This window comes from Methylovulum psychrotolerans, assembly GCF_002209385.1.
Lineage (GTDB): Bacteria > Pseudomonadota > Gammaproteobacteria > Methylococcales > Methylomonadaceae > Methylovulum > Methylovulum psychrotolerans.
In genome coordinates this window covers 3928220-3946452 of the sequence record NZ_CP022129.1, presented here as the reverse complement: position 1 = coordinate 3946452, position 18233 = coordinate 3928220, and the positions used below count along the sequence as shown (strand labels likewise).

At 48.9% G+C, this 18233-nt stretch carries 14 protein-coding genes and 1 pseudogene; 7 read left to right on the top strand and 8 right to left on the bottom strand.

What is annotated here, in order from left to right; genetic code table 11:
- Positions 1-27: 27 nt before the first annotated feature.
- Both CEK71_RS23280 and CEK71_RS23270 read right to left on the bottom strand, forming a co-directional pair.
- Positions 28-359 (bottom strand): annotated as a pseudogene (locus tag CEK71_RS23280) (PDDEXK nuclease domain-containing protein).
- Between the two features lie 199 nt (positions 360-558).
- Positions 559-954, bottom strand: coding sequence for a DUF1016 N-terminal domain-containing protein (locus CEK71_RS23270; RefSeq protein WP_198328301.1), 396 nt, complete (start codon positions 952-954; stop codon positions 559-561).
- A 747-nt stretch (positions 955-1701) separates the two neighbouring features.
- Here CEK71_RS23270 and CEK71_RS17775 point away from each other — a divergent pair.
- The 6 genes from CEK71_RS17775 (at position 1702) to CEK71_RS17750 (ending at position 11013) form a co-directional block, all read left to right on the top strand.
- The gene (locus CEK71_RS17775; protein ID WP_088620636.1) at positions 1702-2595 is read left to right on the top strand and encodes a hypothetical protein; all 894 of its coding nucleotides are present in this window, start codon (positions 1702-1704) and stop codon (positions 2593-2595) included.
- 68 nt (positions 2596-2663) lie between these two features.
- Complete coding sequence (locus CEK71_RS17770; protein ID WP_088620635.1) at positions 2664-6035, top strand: DEAD/DEAH box helicase family protein; 3372 nt, start codon at positions 2664-2666, stop codon at positions 6033-6035.
- A gap of 11 nt (positions 6036-6046) precedes the next feature.
- On the top strand, positions 6047-7621 hold the full coding sequence (locus CEK71_RS17765; RefSeq protein ID WP_088620634.1) for a type I restriction-modification system subunit M: 1575 nt from the start codon (positions 6047-6049) through the stop codon (positions 7619-7621).
- Positions 7618-8790, top strand: coding sequence for a restriction endonuclease subunit S (locus CEK71_RS17760; protein ID WP_157679384.1), 1173 nt, complete (start codon positions 7618-7620; stop codon positions 8788-8790). Before CEK71_RS17765 ends, CEK71_RS17760 begins: the two co-directional genes overlap by 4 nt.
- A 35-nt stretch (positions 8791-8825) precedes the next feature.
- Complete coding sequence (locus CEK71_RS17755; RefSeq protein ID WP_232463682.1) at positions 8826-10256, top strand: ATP-binding protein; 1431 nt, start codon at positions 8826-8828, stop codon at positions 10254-10256.
- A 523-nt stretch (positions 10257-10779) separates the two neighbouring features.
- A complete protein-coding gene (locus CEK71_RS17750) occupies positions 10780-11013 on the top strand; it encodes a recombinase family protein (RefSeq protein ID WP_157679382.1) in 234 nt (77 codons plus the stop codon).
- A 399-nt stretch (positions 11014-11412) separates the two neighbouring features.
- Here CEK71_RS17750 and CEK71_RS17745 read toward each other — a convergent pair whose 3' ends face one another.
- Positions 11413-12108 (bottom strand): penicillin-insensitive murein endopeptidase, encoded by a 696-nt coding sequence (locus tag CEK71_RS17745; protein ID WP_088620631.1) that lies wholly within the window; start codon positions 12106-12108, stop codon positions 11413-11415.
- Between the two features lie 311 nt (positions 12109-12419).
- Here CEK71_RS17745 and CEK71_RS17740 point away from each other — a divergent pair, with 311 nt between their 5' ends.
- Positions 12420-13043: a PH domain-containing protein gene (locus CEK71_RS17740; RefSeq protein WP_088620630.1), complete on the top strand. Its 624-nt coding sequence runs from the start codon at positions 12420-12422 to the stop codon at positions 13041-13043.
- A 138-nt stretch (positions 13044-13181) separates the two neighbouring features.
- Here CEK71_RS17740 and CEK71_RS17735 read toward each other — a convergent pair whose 3' ends face one another.
- The 5 genes from CEK71_RS17735 to CEK71_RS17715 all read right to left on the bottom strand — a co-directional run bounded on the left by CEK71_RS17735 (position 13182) and on the right by CEK71_RS17715 (position 18051).
- Positions 13182-15860 carry a beta strand repeat-containing protein gene (locus CEK71_RS17735; protein WP_088620629.1) on the bottom strand — a complete coding sequence of 893 codons (2679 nt, stop codon included), beginning with the start codon at positions 15858-15860 and terminating at the stop codon, positions 13182-13184.
- Between the two features lie 153 nt (positions 15861-16013).
- Positions 16014-16436, bottom strand: a complete 423-nt coding sequence (locus CEK71_RS17730) for an MAPEG family protein (RefSeq protein ID WP_088620628.1) — start codon at positions 16434-16436, stop codon at positions 16014-16016.
- A gap of 251 nt (positions 16437-16687) precedes the next feature.
- Positions 16688-17119 carry a hypothetical protein gene (locus CEK71_RS17725; protein ID WP_157679380.1) on the bottom strand — a complete coding sequence of 144 codons (432 nt, stop codon included), beginning with the start codon at positions 17117-17119 and terminating at the stop codon, positions 16688-16690.
- On the bottom strand, positions 17109-17462 hold the full coding sequence (locus CEK71_RS17720) for a hypothetical protein (RefSeq protein WP_088620626.1): 354 nt from the start codon (positions 17460-17462) through the stop codon (positions 17109-17111). The genes CEK71_RS17725 and CEK71_RS17720 overlap by 11 nt, the downstream gene beginning before the upstream one ends.
- Positions 17463-17484: 22 nt before the next feature.
- A complete protein-coding gene (locus CEK71_RS17715) occupies positions 17485-18051 on the bottom strand; it encodes a hypothetical protein (RefSeq protein WP_088620625.1) in 567 nt (188 codons plus the stop codon).
- Positions 18052-18233: the final 182 nt, after the last annotated feature.

The window sequence follows — 18233 nt, the reverse complement described above, 5'->3', positions numbered from 1 at the left end:
TTTTTTATCCGGCAATTGGGTTTGGTATTACGCAATTAAGGCAGGGGAAAGGGTGCGGCTTAGGGAATATTCCACCACTTCGTCATCCTTGCTGGCACAGAGCAACACGTCAAGCGCGGGTTGTTCATGGGGCTTGCGAACATCCCGATCCAAGGCTTCAAGATAAAAGCTCAGTTTTCCAAGATATTCAGGTTCAAACCGCCCTACTTTCAACTCAATGGCGACAAGGCAATTGAGGCCACGATGGAAAAACAGCAGGTCAAGCGCAAAATCCCGTCCCCAACTTGCAACGGATATTCAGAACCGACAAAACAAAAGTCACGCCCCAATTCAATCAGGAAATCCTTTAGCTGACCCAACAGGCCTTGATGCAGATCGGCTTCCGAGCGGCCTTGTGACAACCCCAAAACTCCACCATATAAGCATCTTTGAAAATATTGATGCCATCAGGGTAAGTTTGTGTCACCAGTGGTGACGCTTTTGGCGGGCTGAGGACAGTGCGCTCAAACAAGCGCTGTTTTAAGTTGGCGTTCCAGTTCCCGCTTGCTCCAGTTTTCCTTAATAGTCAGACGCAAATAAAATTCCCGTTCTTCGGGGGCGTTTGCTTTGACCAAGAATGATAAGGTTGTGCGTCCACGGCAATTGTCGCACCAGTGGTGCGACTTTTTCATCACCTTGATAAGTTTCGTAAAATTGCCGCATCCGAAACAAATTTGAGCGTGTAAAGCCGCGAAGGCTAGGCTGTGTTTTGGCTATATAATCTGCCAGTTGATTGATGACCTTATCCCCCCATTCAGAGCTTTTTATTTTGCGGCTGATGGTTTCCCCAATTTGCCAGTAAAGATCAATCAAAACGGTATTGACCGCTTGAAATGATTTTTGACGGGCGGCCTCAATGAATTTGATGATCTCATCAAAGGAAACAATGGGCAAGGTGTCTGGGGTTTTATTCATGTGTCCTTGGCCTGATTATATACGGCATTCTTTGAAACCTAACCATCTATGATCCGATCTGCCTTGTTTTTGGGCAACCCCGCCAAATGGCGGGACGGGTGCTATGCGCGACGTACACCGAGCCAGCTAAATGGCAGTCTCGCCATCCGGTAACTCCCTTTTCCGAAAACTTCGCCCCCGCTCCATACAGCCCCTTTCTCCCCAAAAAACAGAGATAAACGGTCGCGTGCTTGCTGATTGCCCAACAAGGATGCTGAAGCAATCTGCAAGCTATCCTGAAAAAAGGTTAGGTGATTAGTGTCACTTTTCAAAATCGATGTCAGCACGTCGCAAAATGGGAAAAACCAGTTGCATGAGTGGGTTGTAGCGAAAATTGAAAGTTATGCAACAATCAGGCAATCCCAGTAAATTCAACGTTTTTTGTGTCGCAAAAACATAGTGCGAAAGTACGTATTTTCACTTTTTCGACATTACTTTTTGAGTTTTAGCTTCATCCCCCAAATGCCCCTCTGACACCGACTTTGAAAAGTGACACATGTTTAACGGCATCATCCTGACATCAGGTTAGGGTGCAGCTTAAATTGACAGCCAGGATAAAAAGGTTCATCAAGTAACCGATATAAAGACTATGTATCAAAATTTTCACCAATTTGAATGTTGAACATGATTTTAAATGATTCATTCACTTTTAAAAAATTAGTGAATGATGTATAATAGTGAATCATTTTAAAAATAGGGGTACGCAATATGAGTTTGTTCATTGAATGTGTTAGAAATTTCTCATTAAAATTTAATGATACAACCTACCCTAATGCTGTTTATTTCCACCTCTTGACTAAAATTAGGGACGCCCAAACTACAGATGAACTGGGGGAATATTTAGCAGAAAGCTTGGGCTGGAAAGACGGAAAAATTCGACTGGACAAGAATGGATCAAAAATCATTACATCGTCTGGTCTGCGCTATAATGTTAGCCAAATTAAACCTAATACGTTTAACAATCGCCATGCAGAAATACTAAAATCTAAAGATTTTTTTGATTGGGCTATCGCCGTTCGAAAAATAGATTACTTTGATTCTGGGTTGATAGCTGTATTAAGGGATCGTTTTAATTTATGGGATAGTATTGTTATTCCTGCTTTTATATTGCATTGCCTGCGACCAAATATATACCCAATAATCGACAAATGGGTTTTATTTGCTTTTGCGTTTTTTAAAGACAACCCTAGTTATAGGCTTTCAACGCTGGAAAACTATAGCTTATATCAGAGTTGGTGGCTGGAAATTTTAGAAGAGGCTAATTTGAGTGGGTTAAATGTCCAGATAAATAAACTGAAAGAAATTGATGGCGGGTTATGGTCGTTAGGCAAGCATTTATCATCATTGAACAGCGAACACCATAAAGACAAAAATCTGGAGCTTATGGATCTTGATGACAGCATTAATAGCCCCGCCGAAAATCAAGCAATTGGCACCGCCTCGACAGCGTTTAAGGTGCTGTGTTTGAAATACCACAATGCCGGGTTGACACAAAGAGCCGCCATTGAAAAAGCCGCTAATGACCTAGGCATCGATTTAAAGCCATCCTATAAAAAATATCCAGGTAGCCACTTTGACCGCTGGAGAAGGCAAGAGCTGTAATTATTCAAGATCGTTAACTCCCATGCCCCAGCCCCTTTGCTTTGATAGCCTATCCACCATTACGGCCTATGCAATCACAGAACTTTGAATTCCTCCGCGAGGCTTGGCCTGAATTGGCAAGCTTGGCGGGCTTTGCCGAACAGTACGCCCAAGTTGACCCGCAAAGTGCGCTGACCAAACTGCGTAATTTTGCGGAACGTTCGGTCGCCATTGTCTATATGCAACTTAGCTTGCCTAAGCCGCCGATGGCGAAATTCATGGAATTGCTCAGTAACGATGCGTTTAAGGCAATCACCCCCCAAGTTGTGGTTGATAAGCTCCATACCCTCCGCATTTACGGCAACCAAGCTGCACATGGCGAAAAAGTCGCCGGACAAAACGCCTTATCACTGTTAAAGGAAGCCTTTGATATAGGCCGCTGGCTTTATGTCGCCTACGCCCAAGGCGATTTACGCTGCCTCAGCGATTACCAAGCCCCCACCCCTTCGTCATCCGCCAAAGCGGATTATAAAAAAGAACGTAAAGCCCTGCTGGAACAATACGCCAAGCAAGAGGCGCGTATGCAGGCGATGTTGGCGGAACTTGAAGCCGAACGGGACAAATCCGCCCAGTTAGAACGCACCGCCGAAGAACTGGCTACGCTTAAACAACAAGCGGCCAATAAAGGCCAACAAGCCGCCAATGAACTGCACTTTAATGAAGCCGCCACCCGCAAACACTTAATTGATTTGCAACTTGCCCAAGTCGGCTGGCTTATCGCCAATGCCGATTCCGTCACGCTCGAAGAAAAAATCTTCTACCAGCCGACCCATTCAGGCGAAGGTTATGCCGATTATGTGTTATGGGACGATAACGGCAAGCCGCTGGCCGTGATTGAGGCCAAAAAAGCCGCCGCTGATGCCGAAAAAGGCCGCCATCAAGCCAAACACTACGCCGATGGTTTGGAAAAAATGCACGGCCAACGTCCGGTGATTTTTTACACCAACGGCCATGACATTTGGCTATGGGATGACCATCCCGCACAAAATTACCCGCCGCGCCACTTGTACGGCTTTTATGCCAAATCTAGCCTGCAATACCTAGTCCGCCAACGCGCCGAACGCAAACCGCTTAACAGCGTCACCCCTAAAGCCGAGATTCTGGGCGAACGTTTGTACCAGCATGAAGCCCTCAAGCGCATTTGTGAACGCTTTGAAAACAAGCAACGCAAAGCCTTGGCGGTACAAGCCACAGGTACGGGCAAAACCCGTTTGTCGATAGCCTTGTCGGATGCTTGTATGAAAGCCGGTTGGGTCAAACGAGTCCTGTTTATTTGTGACCGCCGCGAATTGCGCAAGCAAGCCAAAAATGCCTATGCCGAATTTTTAAGTACGACGATCACCACCCTAACCAGCAAGAGCGTTGAAGATACCCATCACCGCATTTTTGTTGCCACCTATCCGGGAATGGTGAAAATATTCCAACACTTCGATACTGGCTTTTTTGATTTGATTATTGCCGATGAATCCCACCGCAGCATCTATAACATTTACGGCGACATTTTTAACTATTTCGATGCCTTGCAAGTCGGCCTGACCGCCACGCCCGTGGAAATGATCAGCCGCTCCACCTGCCAACTGTTCGGCTGTGATTTTAAAAACCCCACCAGCAATTACGCCTTGGAAACCGCCGTAGAAGAAGGGTATCTCGTACCTTATCAAGTCGTCAAACACACCACAAAATTCCTACGCGACGGCATCAAAGGCAAAGCCTTAACCGCCGAAGAAATTGCCGAACTGGAAGACCAGGGCATAGACCCCAACAGCCTCGATTTTGACGGCACAGACATCGACAAAGCCATCTACAACAAAGACACCAACCGCAAAATCTTGCAAAACCTGATGGAAAACGGCATACGTCAGGCCGACGGGCAAACCTTGGGCAAAACCATCATCTTTGCGCGTAACCACAACCATGCCAAACTGCTCGAAACGCTCTTCAATGAGCTATACCCGCAGTACGGCGGCAAGTTTTGCCAAGTCATCGACAACTACGACCCCCGCGCCGAATCGCTGATCGACGATTTCAAAGGCCAAGGCAGTAACAGCCTGCTCACCATAGCGGTATCCGTGGATATGCTCGACACCGGCATTGATGTGCCGGAAATCGTTAATCTAGTGTTTGCCCGTCCGGTAAAATCGCCCGTAAAATTTTGGCAAATGGTCGGACGCGGAACCCGGTTGTGCAAAAACCTGTTCGGTATCGGTAAACACAAAACCCATTTCCAGATATTCGACCACTGGGGCGTGGTCGAATACCACGGCATGAAAACACGCGAAGTCACTATCAGCCAAAGCAAACCGCTGATGCAACGCCTGTTTGAGACCCGTTTGGAATTGGCGAAAACCAGCCTGCATTACGCGGAACCCGATTTCTTCGGGCATCTTGCCAATTGGCTGCACCAGACCATCAACAGCCTTGATGACAAGACAATGGCCGTGCGTGACCAGTGGCAGAATAAACATCAAATGGGCGACCTGCAAACCCTCCGCCAATTCAACGCCAACACCGTCACCGTTTTGCAAAACGACATCGCCCCGCTGATGCAATGGCTGGACGTGCGCGGACACGCTGACGCTTACCAATGGGATTTACTGCTTAGCCAAATCCAACAAGCAAAAATCAAACAATCGGCGGGCTTTACGGATTTGGCCGGGGAAGCCATCAACCAGCTCTGGCAATTGCAAATGAACCTGAACCAAGTCAAAGCCAAAGCCGCAACCATCAAGCAATGCCGGGAACAGGCATGGTGGCAAACGGCCTCGTTGGATGACTTGGAACAGGTGCGGATTGACCTGCGTAGCATCTTGCAACACCGTGACAAAGGTGCTGTGCCGAAACCGACACCCCGTGTCATCGACGTGCAAGACAGTGATGAAATCCGCGAACAGCAGCCTACCTATTTAACGGCGGTTGACATGGCCAGTTACCGCATCAAAGTCGAACAGGCACTTAAACCCTTGTTTGGGCAAAGCCCCGTCTTGCAAAAAATCCGTAATGGTAAAGCCGTCACGGCAGTGGAACTGGCTCAGCTCAACGCCTTGATCCACACCCAACACCCCGACATCGACCTCAATACCCTAAAAGATTTTTACAGCACCGCAGTACCGATGGAACAGATTCTCCGCACCATTGTCGGTATGGACTCCGAAGCCGTCAACCAGCATTTTGCGGACTTCATCCAACATTACCCCTCTTTAAGCGCGAGGCAAGTGCAATTTTTAAGCTTGCTAAAACGCCAGATTGCCCAAAGCGGCGCGATAGAAATTAACCATCTGTACGAAATGCCCTTTGCCGCGATAGGCGAACCTGATACCGTGTTTACCAACGCCCAACAAATTGACGACCTGCTCGCCATTGTTGAAAGTTTTGGCAAACAACCTGCAACACCCACCCCATAAGAAAACCACTAATGATTACAGGCGAACTAAGAAACAAAATCGATCGGCTCTGGCTAGAATTCTGGCAAGGCGGCATAGCCAACCCCTTGACCGTCATTGAACAAATCACCTTCCTGATGTTTGCGAAATTGCTGGATGTTAACGAAAGCCGCGACGAAAAACGCGCCGCGCGTACCGAATACCACTATACCCGCCGCTTTAAAGCCGACGAACAGCACCTGCGCTGGAGCCAATTCTGCCATATCGAAGATGCCGACCGCCTGCTTAACCTGGTGCGTGATGAAGTGTTCAAACATTTCCGTGAACACACCAGCGACAGCCGTTTTGGCGATTACATGAAAGACGCGCGGCTGGCTATCGACAAGCCAAGCCTATTGATGAAAGCCATCGAAATGATTGATGCCTTGCCCTTAGACGCTGGCGACACTAAAGGCGACTTATACGAATACCTGCTCAGCAAACTTACCAATGCGGGCATAAACGGACAATTCCGCACCCCGCGCCATATCATCAAACTGATGGTGCGCCTGCTCGACCCGCAACCCGATGAAACCGTCGCCGATCCGGCCTGTGGCACGGCGGGGTTTTTAGTCGCTGTCATGGAATACCTGCAAGAAACCCATAGCAGCGAACACGGCATATTGCGTGAGGAAATGACCGATGACAAAGGCAAAACCCAGGTTCAAACCACCTACACCGGCGATTTGTTAACCGAAGCGCAATGGCAACAGATTAAAACCCAGATGTTGCACGGTTTTGATTTTGACAGCACCATGTTACGCATCGCCTCGATGAACCTGTACATGCACGGCGTGGCAAATCCCGACATCCATTATCAGGACACACTGGCGCAAGGTTTTGTCGAAAAGTTTCCGAACTTCGAGCAGAACGCTTTCAACGTCATCCTCGCCAATCCGCCGTTTAAAGGTAGCCTGGATCAGGAAACCATTAACCCTCCTATTTTGCGCTTGGTCAAAACTAAAAAGACCGAACTGCTGTTTGTCGCGCAGATTTTACGGATGCTTAAACTCGGCGGACGCAGCGCGACTGTCGTACCGCAAGGTGTGCTGTTCGGCTCGTCTAACGCCCACCAAACCCTACGCCACTTATTGATAGAACAAAATCAGCTTGAAGCCGTCATTAACCTGCCCAGCGGCGTGTTTAAACCCTACGCTGGTGTGGCGACAGCGATATTAGTTTTCGCCAAAGGCGGCGCCACCGATCAGGTCTGGTTTTACGATGTGCAAGACGATGGCTTTTCGCTGGATGACAAACGCGACCCGCTGTATCAGGACGAATACGGCAACCCCTTAAGCTTTGCGGGTGACCTGCCTAAAGTGCTGGCGGCTTACCAAAAGCGCGACAAAACCACCGCCGACACCGCCGCCAATAATAAAGCCCAAGCATGTTTTTGGGTCAGTAAAGCCGATATTGCCGCCAATAAATACGATTTGTCGATCAACCGTTATAAAGAAAGCATCTATCAGGAGGAGCAATATGAGGAGCCGAAAGTTATTTTAAAGCGACTGATGGCGTTGGAGGATGATATTCAACGGGAACTGAGAGAATTGGAGGGGATGTTGTGAGTTGGCCTATAGTTTCAATTAAATCTGTAGGAAAAGTATATACTGGAAAAACCCCATCTAAATTAGTACCAGAATATTTTGGTGGCCACATTCCATTTGTTACACCTACAGAATTAAACAGGGGTGCTTATGTTAATAGTGCTGCACAAACGATAACGGAATTAGGTGCAACACAAGTAACAGTTGTTCCTATAAACGCCATTATGGTTTGTTGTATAGGTTCATTGGGAAAAATTGGAATAGCCCAAAGACCAGTCGCCACAAATCAGCAGATTAATTCAATTGTTTTTGATGAGGATAAAGTTTTTCCAAAATACGGTTACTATGCCTGTAGTCGGCTTAAGCCAGTTTTAGAATCATTAGCACCTGCTACAACAGTTGCCATTATCAATAAAAGTAAATTTGAAGCACTAGAAATCCCCCTCCCACCCCTAGCTGAACAAAAACGCATTGCTGCCATACTCGACAAAGCCGACAGTGTGCGCCGCAAACGCCAGCAAGCTATTGAACTTGCTGACCAGTTTCTTCGGGCGGTGTTTTTGGATATGTTTGGTGATCCGGTGAGTAATCCAAAAAAATGGAAAAAAGGGAGTATTTCCACTATTTCTAAAATAATAACAGGATATCCTTTCAAAAGTGTGGAATTCATACAGGATGGCAATGATTCTGTTCGTTTGTGTCGTGGAGCAAATACATTAACTGGTTATTTTGATTGGAGTGACATTGTATTTTGGCCAAAGGATAAGTCGCTTGAATTGGATGAGTATTTAATCAAAGAAGGGGATGTTATTCTCGCTATGGATCGCCCTTGGATTTCAAGTGGACTTAAAGTTTGTATTGTAGAATCGATGGAACGCGAAACATATTTAGTACAACGCGTAGCTAGGATTCGTCCTATAAAAGCTATATATGGTAATTTCATTTATTCGTGCATTAAATCTAAATCATTCGAAACACATTGCCGTCCTACAGAAACAACAGTACCCCATATATCCCCAATTGAACTTAAAAACTTTGAGATTATTTTACCCGATGAATCTATTGTAAAAAAATATTATGATATTGTTTGCCGAATAAGGAGGATGGTTAACAATATGAAAATATCCGATTTTGATACAGAATTAGGTTTTAACTCTCTCAACCAAAAAGCCTTCGCCGGAAAACTCTAGTGTCAATCTACTATCCACCCGAACAACTCGCCAGATTGCTGCATGAACTTTGCAACCTGCCCAAAGAAACTGAATGGGTAGAATTCAAGCATAATAATGCTGATCCGCAGATGATCGGGGAATATATTTCGGCTTTGGCCAATTCGGCGGCATTATTAGGCAAGCAGTTTGCTTATGTGGTTTGGGGGGTGGCTGACGAAGATCACGCGCTGTTAGGCACTGACTTCAAGCCTTCGACAACCCGACATAAACAGCAAGAATTAGAAAGCTGGTTATTACAAAAGCTTGTGCCGAAAATTCATTTTCAATTTTTTGAATTTGATTTCGGTGGCAAAGCCTGTGCCATTTTGGAAATTACTGCCGCCAACCATACTCCCGTACAATTTGATGGCACGGAATATGTGCGTATCGGCTCTTATACTAAAAAGCTAAAAGACCACCCCGCGAAAGAACGTGAATTATGGCGCACGTTTGATAAGATACCGTTCGAACTGCAACTGGCCGCAGAAAATCAAAGCAGTGACTTGGTGTTGAAGCTATTGGATTATCCGGCGTATTTTGAACTGATGGACTTGCCCTTACCTGATAATCGGATAGGCATTTTAAACGCATTAGAGGCCGACCGTTTGATTGTTAAAAGCGACAGCGGCTTGTGGCATATTGCGAACTTAGGCGCGGTTCTGTTTGCCAAGCAGTTAAAAGAGTTTTCTCACTTGGCGCGTAAAGCCGTACGCGTGGTGTTGTACAAGGGCAATAACCGCATTGAAACTATCCGTGAGATTGGTGGCACTAAAGGCTATGCCTCCGGTTTTGAGGGATTAATCGGTTTCATAAACAACTTGTTACCTGAAAACGAAGTGATAGGCCAAGCACTACGCAAATCAATGCCGATGTTTCCTGAACTGGCAGTCCGTGAGTTAGTGGTTAATGCGATTATTCACCAGGATTTTTCTCTTACGGGTACTGGGCCTATGATCGAAATTTTTTCTGACCGTATGGAAATCACTAATCCGGGCATACCGCTTGTGGATACGCAACGCTTTCTTGATAGTCCGCCCCGGAGCCGAAATGAAGCATTGGCTTCGTTTCTACGCCGTATCGGGGTCTGCGAAGAACGCGGCAGTGGCATCGACAAGGTAGTTTTCGAAACTGAAACATATCAATTGCCTGCGCCTGCTTTCGAAGTTACCCAAGAACATACCCGTGCGATACTGTTCGGCCATAAAGATTTCAAGGACATGGATAAGGAAGACCGTATCCGCGCCTGTTATCTGCACTGCTGCCTGAAATATGTCAACCGAGAACCAATGAATAACACGTCTCTCAGGGAACGTTTAGGTGTTGATGTAAAAAATAGTGCTATGGTTAGCCGAATTATTAAACTGGCATTGGATAACAATTTAATCCGTCCCTATGATTCAGAGGCTGGAACCAAAGCGATGCGGTATATCCCATTCTGGGCTTAGCAATTTGCTTGACCGTTGCTTGACTGAGACGATGATCTGTAATGTACTAAAAAAATAAGTTAATGATATATAAAGGTAAATAACAATCTATTTGCTTGATATTTGCTTGAATTAAAGTGGATGTAAGGTTGTTTGCCTATCCTGATAAAAGGATGGTCGTTTACACAAAAGTTTTTACGCCTTTCTTATTCGTCGAAGCAATAAAATTTCCTTTAAAAAAATGTCTAATATGTTCGTGAGACGATTGATTTGCATGGCATTCGATACATAATACGTTTAAGTTACTATCTCCATTGTCATGCTTCACTCCATTGATATGATGGGTAAGCCATCCGTAAAAATGACCCAGTAATCAGGCCTCAATCAACACGCGATTGGCTTGTCTCATAAAGTGGAGTTTCCTTTACACATCCCAAGCCCCCCGCAAACCTGCATCCCACCGTGTAAACAATATCCTATTATCGGTTTATTTTACATGTGTTATGATAACCCTTAAAACTTAATTTACAATCAGGGGGCTATCATGACAGGCCAACAGGTGGGCTATATCCGCGTCTCATCCGCACAACAAAATACGGACAGGCAATTGGCGGACATCAAACTGGACAAGATTTTTGAAGACAAGGTGTCGGCAAAAGACACCAGCCGCCCGCAACTACAGGCCTGCCTCAACCACCTCCGCGAAGGCGACACCTTGCATGTCCACAGCATTGACAGGTTCGGGTACAGCCGACATACATGTAAAAATAGGACATAGCGGCCAAACCCAGTTGATTATATCGGCAATGTCGGGTCTATAGGCTCCGGAATGGCATTTGAATCGATAACGTAATCGCCAAAACGCTTCCTTGCTTGGAACGAAAGCACCGTAACCCGCCCAGACAAAAGACATCGGCAAGGGGGTTGCTGAACTTCCATAAAAGGAAGAAAAAACATTGTTTCTGAACAGAATTTCCTTAACTTAATGGCAGTGACCCCAACCCTCCCCATCAGGGGAGGGAGCTGTCCACCTTGACAAGCCTTAGCTCTTCGTAAATCTTTCCCACTATTTCGAGGTGACTTTATGAAAAACTTGATGATCGAGTTATACCACTCATCTTAAGCGCCTTAAACCTTGAGCGTTAAATTATCTCACCCAAGCTTTGACCCGCTTAACTTAACCGCCAGCCCCCAAAACCCCACAAGGCACCGCAAAATCTAGATGATAATGCTCATCATGGCGCACCCACGGTTTCTTGGTAGAAAACACCAACTCCCGTTGCAGACGCGCCCCCAACGGAGTCTTAAACAATTCTTTTTGCAACGCGTTATCAAAAATAACCCGCGCCACCTGAATGCCCTGCCCGGCGGCAGCGGCCTTTAAAGCCAGCAAATGCGCCGCCATCGCCGCATAATCAATCGTCAAACCGTCATACTGCCCCGTGCCGACAAACTCAATACCATAACCGAACTTATTACCCACACTGCGCGGCAACGCCACCGACTCGCCCGCCGCATTAACGACCGGGACAAAAAAATCCACCGACAACCCGTTCTGATGGCTCTTATGGGGCCGGAACCGCCCGCCGCTTTGCCAACCCGACTCGCCATACACAAACACCTTAGTCGGCATCTCCACTGCCAAGGCCTGATAAGCCGCCACTACCGTGCGGTACACTTGGCTATGGACATAATTACGCCCAACCAACACCCCCGCCCAACTGTAAACCGAGAAATTCTCCCCGGCACTGGGCAACTGCCAACCGTTCGCCAATGCCCCGTGGGCAGGCGTACCATAGCAACGGCTTTCCTCAGCGGCAACAGCCGGCCCAGTGCAGGACAATAACAAGACCAGCAAAAAAAATCCGCGCATAAGCAACCACACCCATTAATCATTTAACCTAACCCCCTCCCAACCTCCCCCTTATCAGGGGGGAGGAGTTTTTTCCCCTGATTTTCGCCTGTACGACGGGAAAGCCGTTCGCTCCCTTCCCTGCGAAGGGGAGGGCTGGGGTGGGGTTTAACACGCTGAGGCGTAATGGAACGCCTACTTAATTTCATATACGTTACTTATCGGCCTAGCGTATTTATTCACCCCCCTTGCCTATCGACCCACACCCCGCTTATCATTACCACTACTGTATTTTACCCCCCACCCTACCGACAGCACCCTTAAGGAACCTTATGTTTAAAAGCTTCGCCGCCGACGTGCTCGGCCTCAGTGACATCGGCACCATACTTGCCGTCAAAGATTTTGACAAGGCCGATGTCGACGACTACATTTTCCCTGAAGACAACGAACAAATCTTCGTCGTCATCAAATCCAAAACCGACGAATACTGCTTCACCAACCTAGCCTTCATCCATCTGGACGGCGAAAGCGCCGTCAGCAAAAAACGCACCCTCAACCGCTACCCCTATAGCCATTACCCCATCAGCCATGTGCGCATCGAAACCGCCGGGACGGTAGACCTCGATGTGGAAATTAAATTTAACATCGGCGAAAAAGCCCTGTCGATAGACATCGCCAAAAAGCAAATGCCGCAAGTGCGGGATTTATACAAAGCCCTGTGCAGGGCCGCCGAAAAATACCAAGACATCCAAAAACACCTGACGACCCTACAGCAGACCCATGATGCGATCAACCGCATGTTCGCCCTGCACGCCCTGCCCGAACAAGTCGTGCTGAGCCTGCCCGACATCATCTGCCAAACCAGCCAACAAGTCGAAGCCCACCTCAACAGCCGCCGCCACGAGATCCAAGACTACGACTTCGGCTCCATCTTCGCGCGGTATATCAAAAGCTAAAGGGCACAGGTCTTGGAGCGCGGGCATCTTGCCCGCAAAATGCCCGCGTTCCAAAGACAGACCGCCTCACGATGGCAAAACCGCTGTCGGCACATTACGCACCAACAGCCATATTTATGTTACCGCTTATGGCAATCGCTACACCACCATAAAGTCCGCCGCTGTCATCGCCAAACTTTTGCCTAAAATGGCGACCAACACCGCCGCCCCCGCGCCGCTACCGTCACTATCATAAGACAATACCCCGGAAGCGCTGTTGTAAAGGACATGGTCATTGCCATCCACCACACCGCCAGTACCGACAATTTTGAACTGGTCAGCAGCCAAGCCACCAAGGCTTAAGGCGGAGAAAACACTGTGCGCCAATTGGACAGTATCATCGGCGACCGTAAAATCACTGATAATATCAACATTACCAAGGCCTAAGGCGGTATCAAAAACAAAACTGTCTTGGCCTAAGCCACCCGTCAGGACATCCTTACCCAAACCGCCGTCCAACACATCGTTGCCCTTCCCGCCCAACAAGCTGTTATTGGCCGCATTACCCGTCAGCGTGTCGTTAAAAGCGCTGCCGTTGACCGCTTCAATATTCGTCAGCGTATCAAAGCCCGCACCGAGGGTGTTTTGCGCCGCCGTCAGGTTCAGGTTGACGGTCACACCCGCCGTGGCGGTGTAGTAATGGGCAATATCAAAGCCATTGCCGCCGTCCAGCACATCATTGCCCACACCGCCCACCAGACTGTCATTGCCGTCACCGCCCGCCAGAATGTCATTGCCCACCCCGCCGAATAAACTGTTATCATAGCCATCGCCCGTCAGCGTGTCGTTAAAAGCACTGCCGTTGACGGCTTCGATATTAGTCAGGGTGTCAATGCCCGCGCCGATGGTATTTTGTGCCGTCAGGTTCAGGTTCAGATTGACGGTCACACCCGCCGTGGCGGTATAGTATTGGGCGACGTCAAAGCCGTAGCCGCCGTCGAGGTAGTCGTCGCCGCTGCCGCCGTTCAGGCTGTCGTTGCCGCTATAGCCCCACAGGGTGTCATTACCCCCCAAGCCGTTGAGGGTATCATTGCTGTCATCATAACCGGACAGGCTGTCATTGCCGCTGGTGCCAGTTAGGCTGATGTGCGCCTTGATGTCCGCCAAACCCCACACAGTACCATCGCTGAACTGGAACTGCTCGATGCTGGCCCTTGAATAAAAGTAACCGCCGATAGTCAGCTGGCTGCTGCCATAGGTCAGCACCAAGTCATGGTCGTAGCCCCGGCTGACTTGGCTGATGTCGGTGGCGAGCATGTCGGTAAACTTGACCACATCGGTGCCGCCCATATCACCAATAATATCCATCCCATCGTTTTTGGCAATCAGGTAGGTGTCATTACCATCGCCGCCAAATAACTCGTCATTACCGGTGCCGCCATTGAGGATGTCGTTGCCTTTATTGAGAACAGAGCTGTCAGGGCCACCATTGCCATAAAGGGTGTCATTGCCGGCAAAACCATTGAGCGTGTCGTTGCTGTTGTCATAGCCGTATAAGATGTCATCGCCGCCAGTCCCTTGCGACACTTTTAGGCTGATGTCCGCCCAGTCCCACACCGTGCCGTCGCTGAACTGGAACTGCTCGATGCGGTAGTCTGTTAAATTAAAGTAGCCTTGGACAGTCAGTTGGCTGCTGCCATAGCTCAGCGATAAAGTAATACCGTCGCTACTGACTTGGCTGATGTCACTGACCAGCATATTGGTGAACTTGACCACATCGGTGCCGCCGTCATCCCTAATAGTGTCCAGCCCATCGTTTTTGGCGATCAGGTAAGTGTCGTTACCCAAGCCGCCAATCAACTGGTCATTACCCGTGCCGCCATTCAGGATGTCATTACCACCAAAGCCATAGAGGGTGTCATTGCCCGCCAGGCCATTGAGGGTGTCGTTGCTGTCATCATAGCCGTACAGGCTGTCGTCACCGTTGGTGGGGGTCTGGATGATTTTGGCTTTGATGTCCGCCCAGCCCCACACCGTGCCATCGCTAAACTGGAACTGCTCGCGGTAGTCTGTTGATATAAAGTAGCCGAGGACAGTCAGTTGGCTGCTGCCATAGCCCAACAACAAATCTGTGCCATAGAAACCGGTATGGCTGACTTGGCTGATGTCGGTGGCGAGCAGGTCGGTAAACTTGACCACATCGGTGCCGCCGTCATCATTAATCTCATCCACCCCATCGTTTTTGGCGATCAGATAAGTATCGTCGCCCAAGCCGCCAATCAACTGGTCATTGCCCGTGCCACCATTCAGGGTGTCATTGCCTTTATAGCCCAATAGGGTGTCATTACCCGCCAAGCCGTTGAGGCTGTCATTGCCGTCGTTAGTGCCGTACAGGGTGTCGTCACCGCTGGTGCCGGTTAGCTTGAGGTGCGCTTCAATGTCCGCCCAACCCCACACCGTGCCGTCGCTAAACTGGAATTGCTCGATGCGGTTGTTTGCAGAATCAAAATAATGTTGGATAGTCAATTGGCTGCTGCCGTAGCTCAGCAACAAATCGCTACCGTAATTGGCGCTGCTGACTTGGCTGATGTCACTGGCCAGCATATTGGTGAACTTGACCACATCAGTACCGCCTGTATCATAAATCGTGTCCACGCCAGCGTTTTTGGCGATCAGATAAGTGTCGTCGCCTAAGCCGCCAACCAACAGGTCATTACCCGTACCGCCATTAAAGATGTCATTACCAGATGTACCATAGAGATTGTCATTGCCAGCCGTGCCGTTCAATGTACTACCCGCAGTGCTGGCCTGAGATGTATCGCCATTATAAGTCGCCATTATCTATCACCTTAAAAGTTACAAAAAAATACCCAGACTATAGACTCTAACCCGACACCAAAACAATGTCTAGCCAATACTGTGAAAAAACACCCACATTTTGGGTAATCGTTAATTTAGTTGCCCACCTTAAGTACGTTAACCAAAGCCAACCTACGCCACCAACAATTGCCCCAACAACCTCAACCACAACAACGCCAGCACCACCGTACCCGCCAAAAACGCCAGCCGCCGATGCTTTAGGCCGTTATGGCCAGTATGGATATAAGCATGGGCCACCCGTGCCGCCACAAACAGCCAAGCCAACCCCAGCGATAGCCAATCCGTGTTCCGGGTGACAATAACCGCCAAACAAGCCACATAAAACAGCACCGGCATTTCAAACAAATTCGCGTAATGCTGGGTCACCTTCGCCAAACCGTCCGGTAGCTTAGCCCCCCGGTTCAGCAGAAAATACCCCGGATTCAGCACACCCTCCTTAACCGCCTTAATCCGTAGCCTCAGCATCCAAATTCCAATGACAAACGTCAGCAACACCATCGCCACCATCGGATAAACCATCAAAGCTTGTTGCATTTAACCTCCCGACACGTTATTTATACACTGACACGCCTAACCCTAGGCGATTAACCGCCCACATCCGCCATCTTCCTGATGCCGGAAAATCCAGCCTGAACCTTACCGATTGGGGTTTCCACCTATACTTCAAACGGTCAAGTTTTCGGTTTTTTGGTAGGGTACGCTGTACCCTACGGTGAATTATAAAAGCCGAAAACTTGGCCGTTCACAGTATATCAATCGTCATCCAACGGGTCAGAACGCGGCTATCAACAACCAAAAGAGGAATAGTAGGCCTTCACCGAGCTAACAGACCTATCCGCCGCCAACGCCACAGTAATAACCAGATTTGACGCAACACAGAAACTACTTGATAAGCCTACGAAACAATTCCGCTCACCCTCATTCCCCGCCTCACAGTGGCCACCTAGCCCTTCGGCAAACGCCACCACATCCGCCAGTTGCGACCCCACCGGAAAACGCGCCGCTAAAGCCGCATTAACAACAGGAAGATTAGAGCCATTACCGCCCCCAAACAAAAGGGCCTTGGCAATTTCTGCCCGATGATCCTCATGGTAGAAGAAAACCCCCACCACCAAACCCGCACAAACCACCATCACCCATCCCAGCCCCCACCAAAACACCCGCCAACCGCCGCGCTTTTGCATAAACCGCCTATAGTTTTCCAGGTTAACGCTCAAGACCCGCCGCCTTAACAGGGTGTAGAGGATGTCCCGGAAAACGGCGCACAAACAACTCCAACACCAAAAACGGCGAAAACAACGCGCAGGCACACACAGCCAAAATCGCCATAGCCATTACCGTACTGGGCGGCACAGCCGCCAAAGCGCTTAAGGCCGCCGCCAACGCCCCCAGCGCAAACGGTGCCAGCACCGCGCCACCGCCCCACAGCAACCGCTCACGCAAAGCCGCCCGCCGCCGCATCAGCACAATGGCCACCGCCACACCCAGCGGAAACAGGGCGAACCCCACCAGCACAGCAAACAAAGCCAGCAGTAACGCCACCCCGAACAGCGTGTCCATCTTACAATCCCAAGCTCAAAGCCTAATCATCCAAAGACACTTTTTTAAATGCGGTCTTATGCCAATACACCAACTCCGTGCCGCCCGACTCATAAGGCCCCATAATCAACGCCCCGCCTGCCTTAACCGTCATCTTTTTAGGCTCGCCTTTGGCGCATTCCCAATAGCCCTTCCCGCAAGCCGTCTCATACTCGCCCTTCTCCGCCGCCCGAATACTGATAAACTGCGGATTGATTTTGCCAAACTGGTCTTTGAACACCTCATACTGGGCAAACCCGCCACCTTTTTGGCTAAGGAACACAAACACCCCCCAGTCCTTACGCGCCTCATCATACAAAATCCACGCCTCATCCTTGACCGCGTCGCCATTAAAATGCCCGCTGGTATGGTAAGGGATAGGATAATCGGCCTTAAACGCCAGCCAATCCTCGGTCATGTCCGCCTTGGTCGGCTGGCACCAACCTGCCGGAATATAAGCCTCCGTCCGGTGGCACGGCTTAGCCTTACCGATACTGGCCCCACCCGCCTCAGCGGCCATTACGCCAAACCCACCCGCCACAACCAACAAACCCGCCACTAGCCTCTTCATGCCATCCCCATTTGCTTTTTAATTTAAGTAAACCCGTTAACCGATAAGTAGATGTGCATATATTTTTTAACATTCGTGAATTCAACCCCACCCCTCCTGAGCGAAGCCGAAGAGCCCCCCTTCGCAGGGGAGGGAGCGTCTTCCACATCGTACAGACGACAGTTAAGGAAAAATGCCCCTCC

Coding starts and splice junctions, on each gene's coding strand:
- CEK71_RS23270 (WP_198328301.1), bottom strand. CDS start 954: ATGAATAAAACCCCAGACACCTTGCCCATTGTTTCCTTTGATGAGATC.
- CEK71_RS17775 (WP_088620636.1), top strand. CDS start 1,702: ATGAGTTTGTTCATTGAATGTGTTAGAAATTTCTCATTAAAATTTAAT.
- CEK71_RS17770 (WP_088620635.1), top strand. CDS start 2,664: ATGCAATCACAGAACTTTGAATTCCTCCGCGAGGCTTGGCCTGAATTG.
- CEK71_RS17765 (WP_088620634.1), top strand. CDS start 6,047: ATGATTACAGGCGAACTAAGAAACAAAATCGATCGGCTCTGGCTAGAA.
- CEK71_RS17750 (WP_157679382.1), top strand. CDS start 10,780: ATGACAGGCCAACAGGTGGGCTATATCCGCGTCTCATCCGCACAACAA.
- CEK71_RS17745 (WP_088620631.1), bottom strand. CDS start 12,108: ATGCGCGGATTTTTTTTGCTGGTCTTGTTATTGTCCTGCACTGGGCCG.
- CEK71_RS17740 (WP_088620630.1), top strand. CDS start 12,420: ATGTTTAAAAGCTTCGCCGCCGACGTGCTCGGCCTCAGTGACATCGGC.
- CEK71_RS17735 (WP_088620629.1), bottom strand. CDS start 15,860: ATGGCGACTTATAATGGCGATACATCTCAGGCCAGCACTGCGGGTAGT.
- CEK71_RS17730 (WP_088620628.1), bottom strand. CDS start 16,436: ATGCAACAAGCTTTGATGGTTTATCCGATGGTGGCGATGGTGTTGCTG.
- CEK71_RS17720 (WP_088620626.1), bottom strand. CDS start 17,462: ATGGACACGCTGTTCGGGGTGGCGTTACTGCTGGCTTTGTTTGCTGTG.
- CEK71_RS17715 (WP_088620625.1), bottom strand. CDS start 18,051: ATGAAGAGGCTAGTGGCGGGTTTGTTGGTTGTGGCGGGTGGGTTTGGC.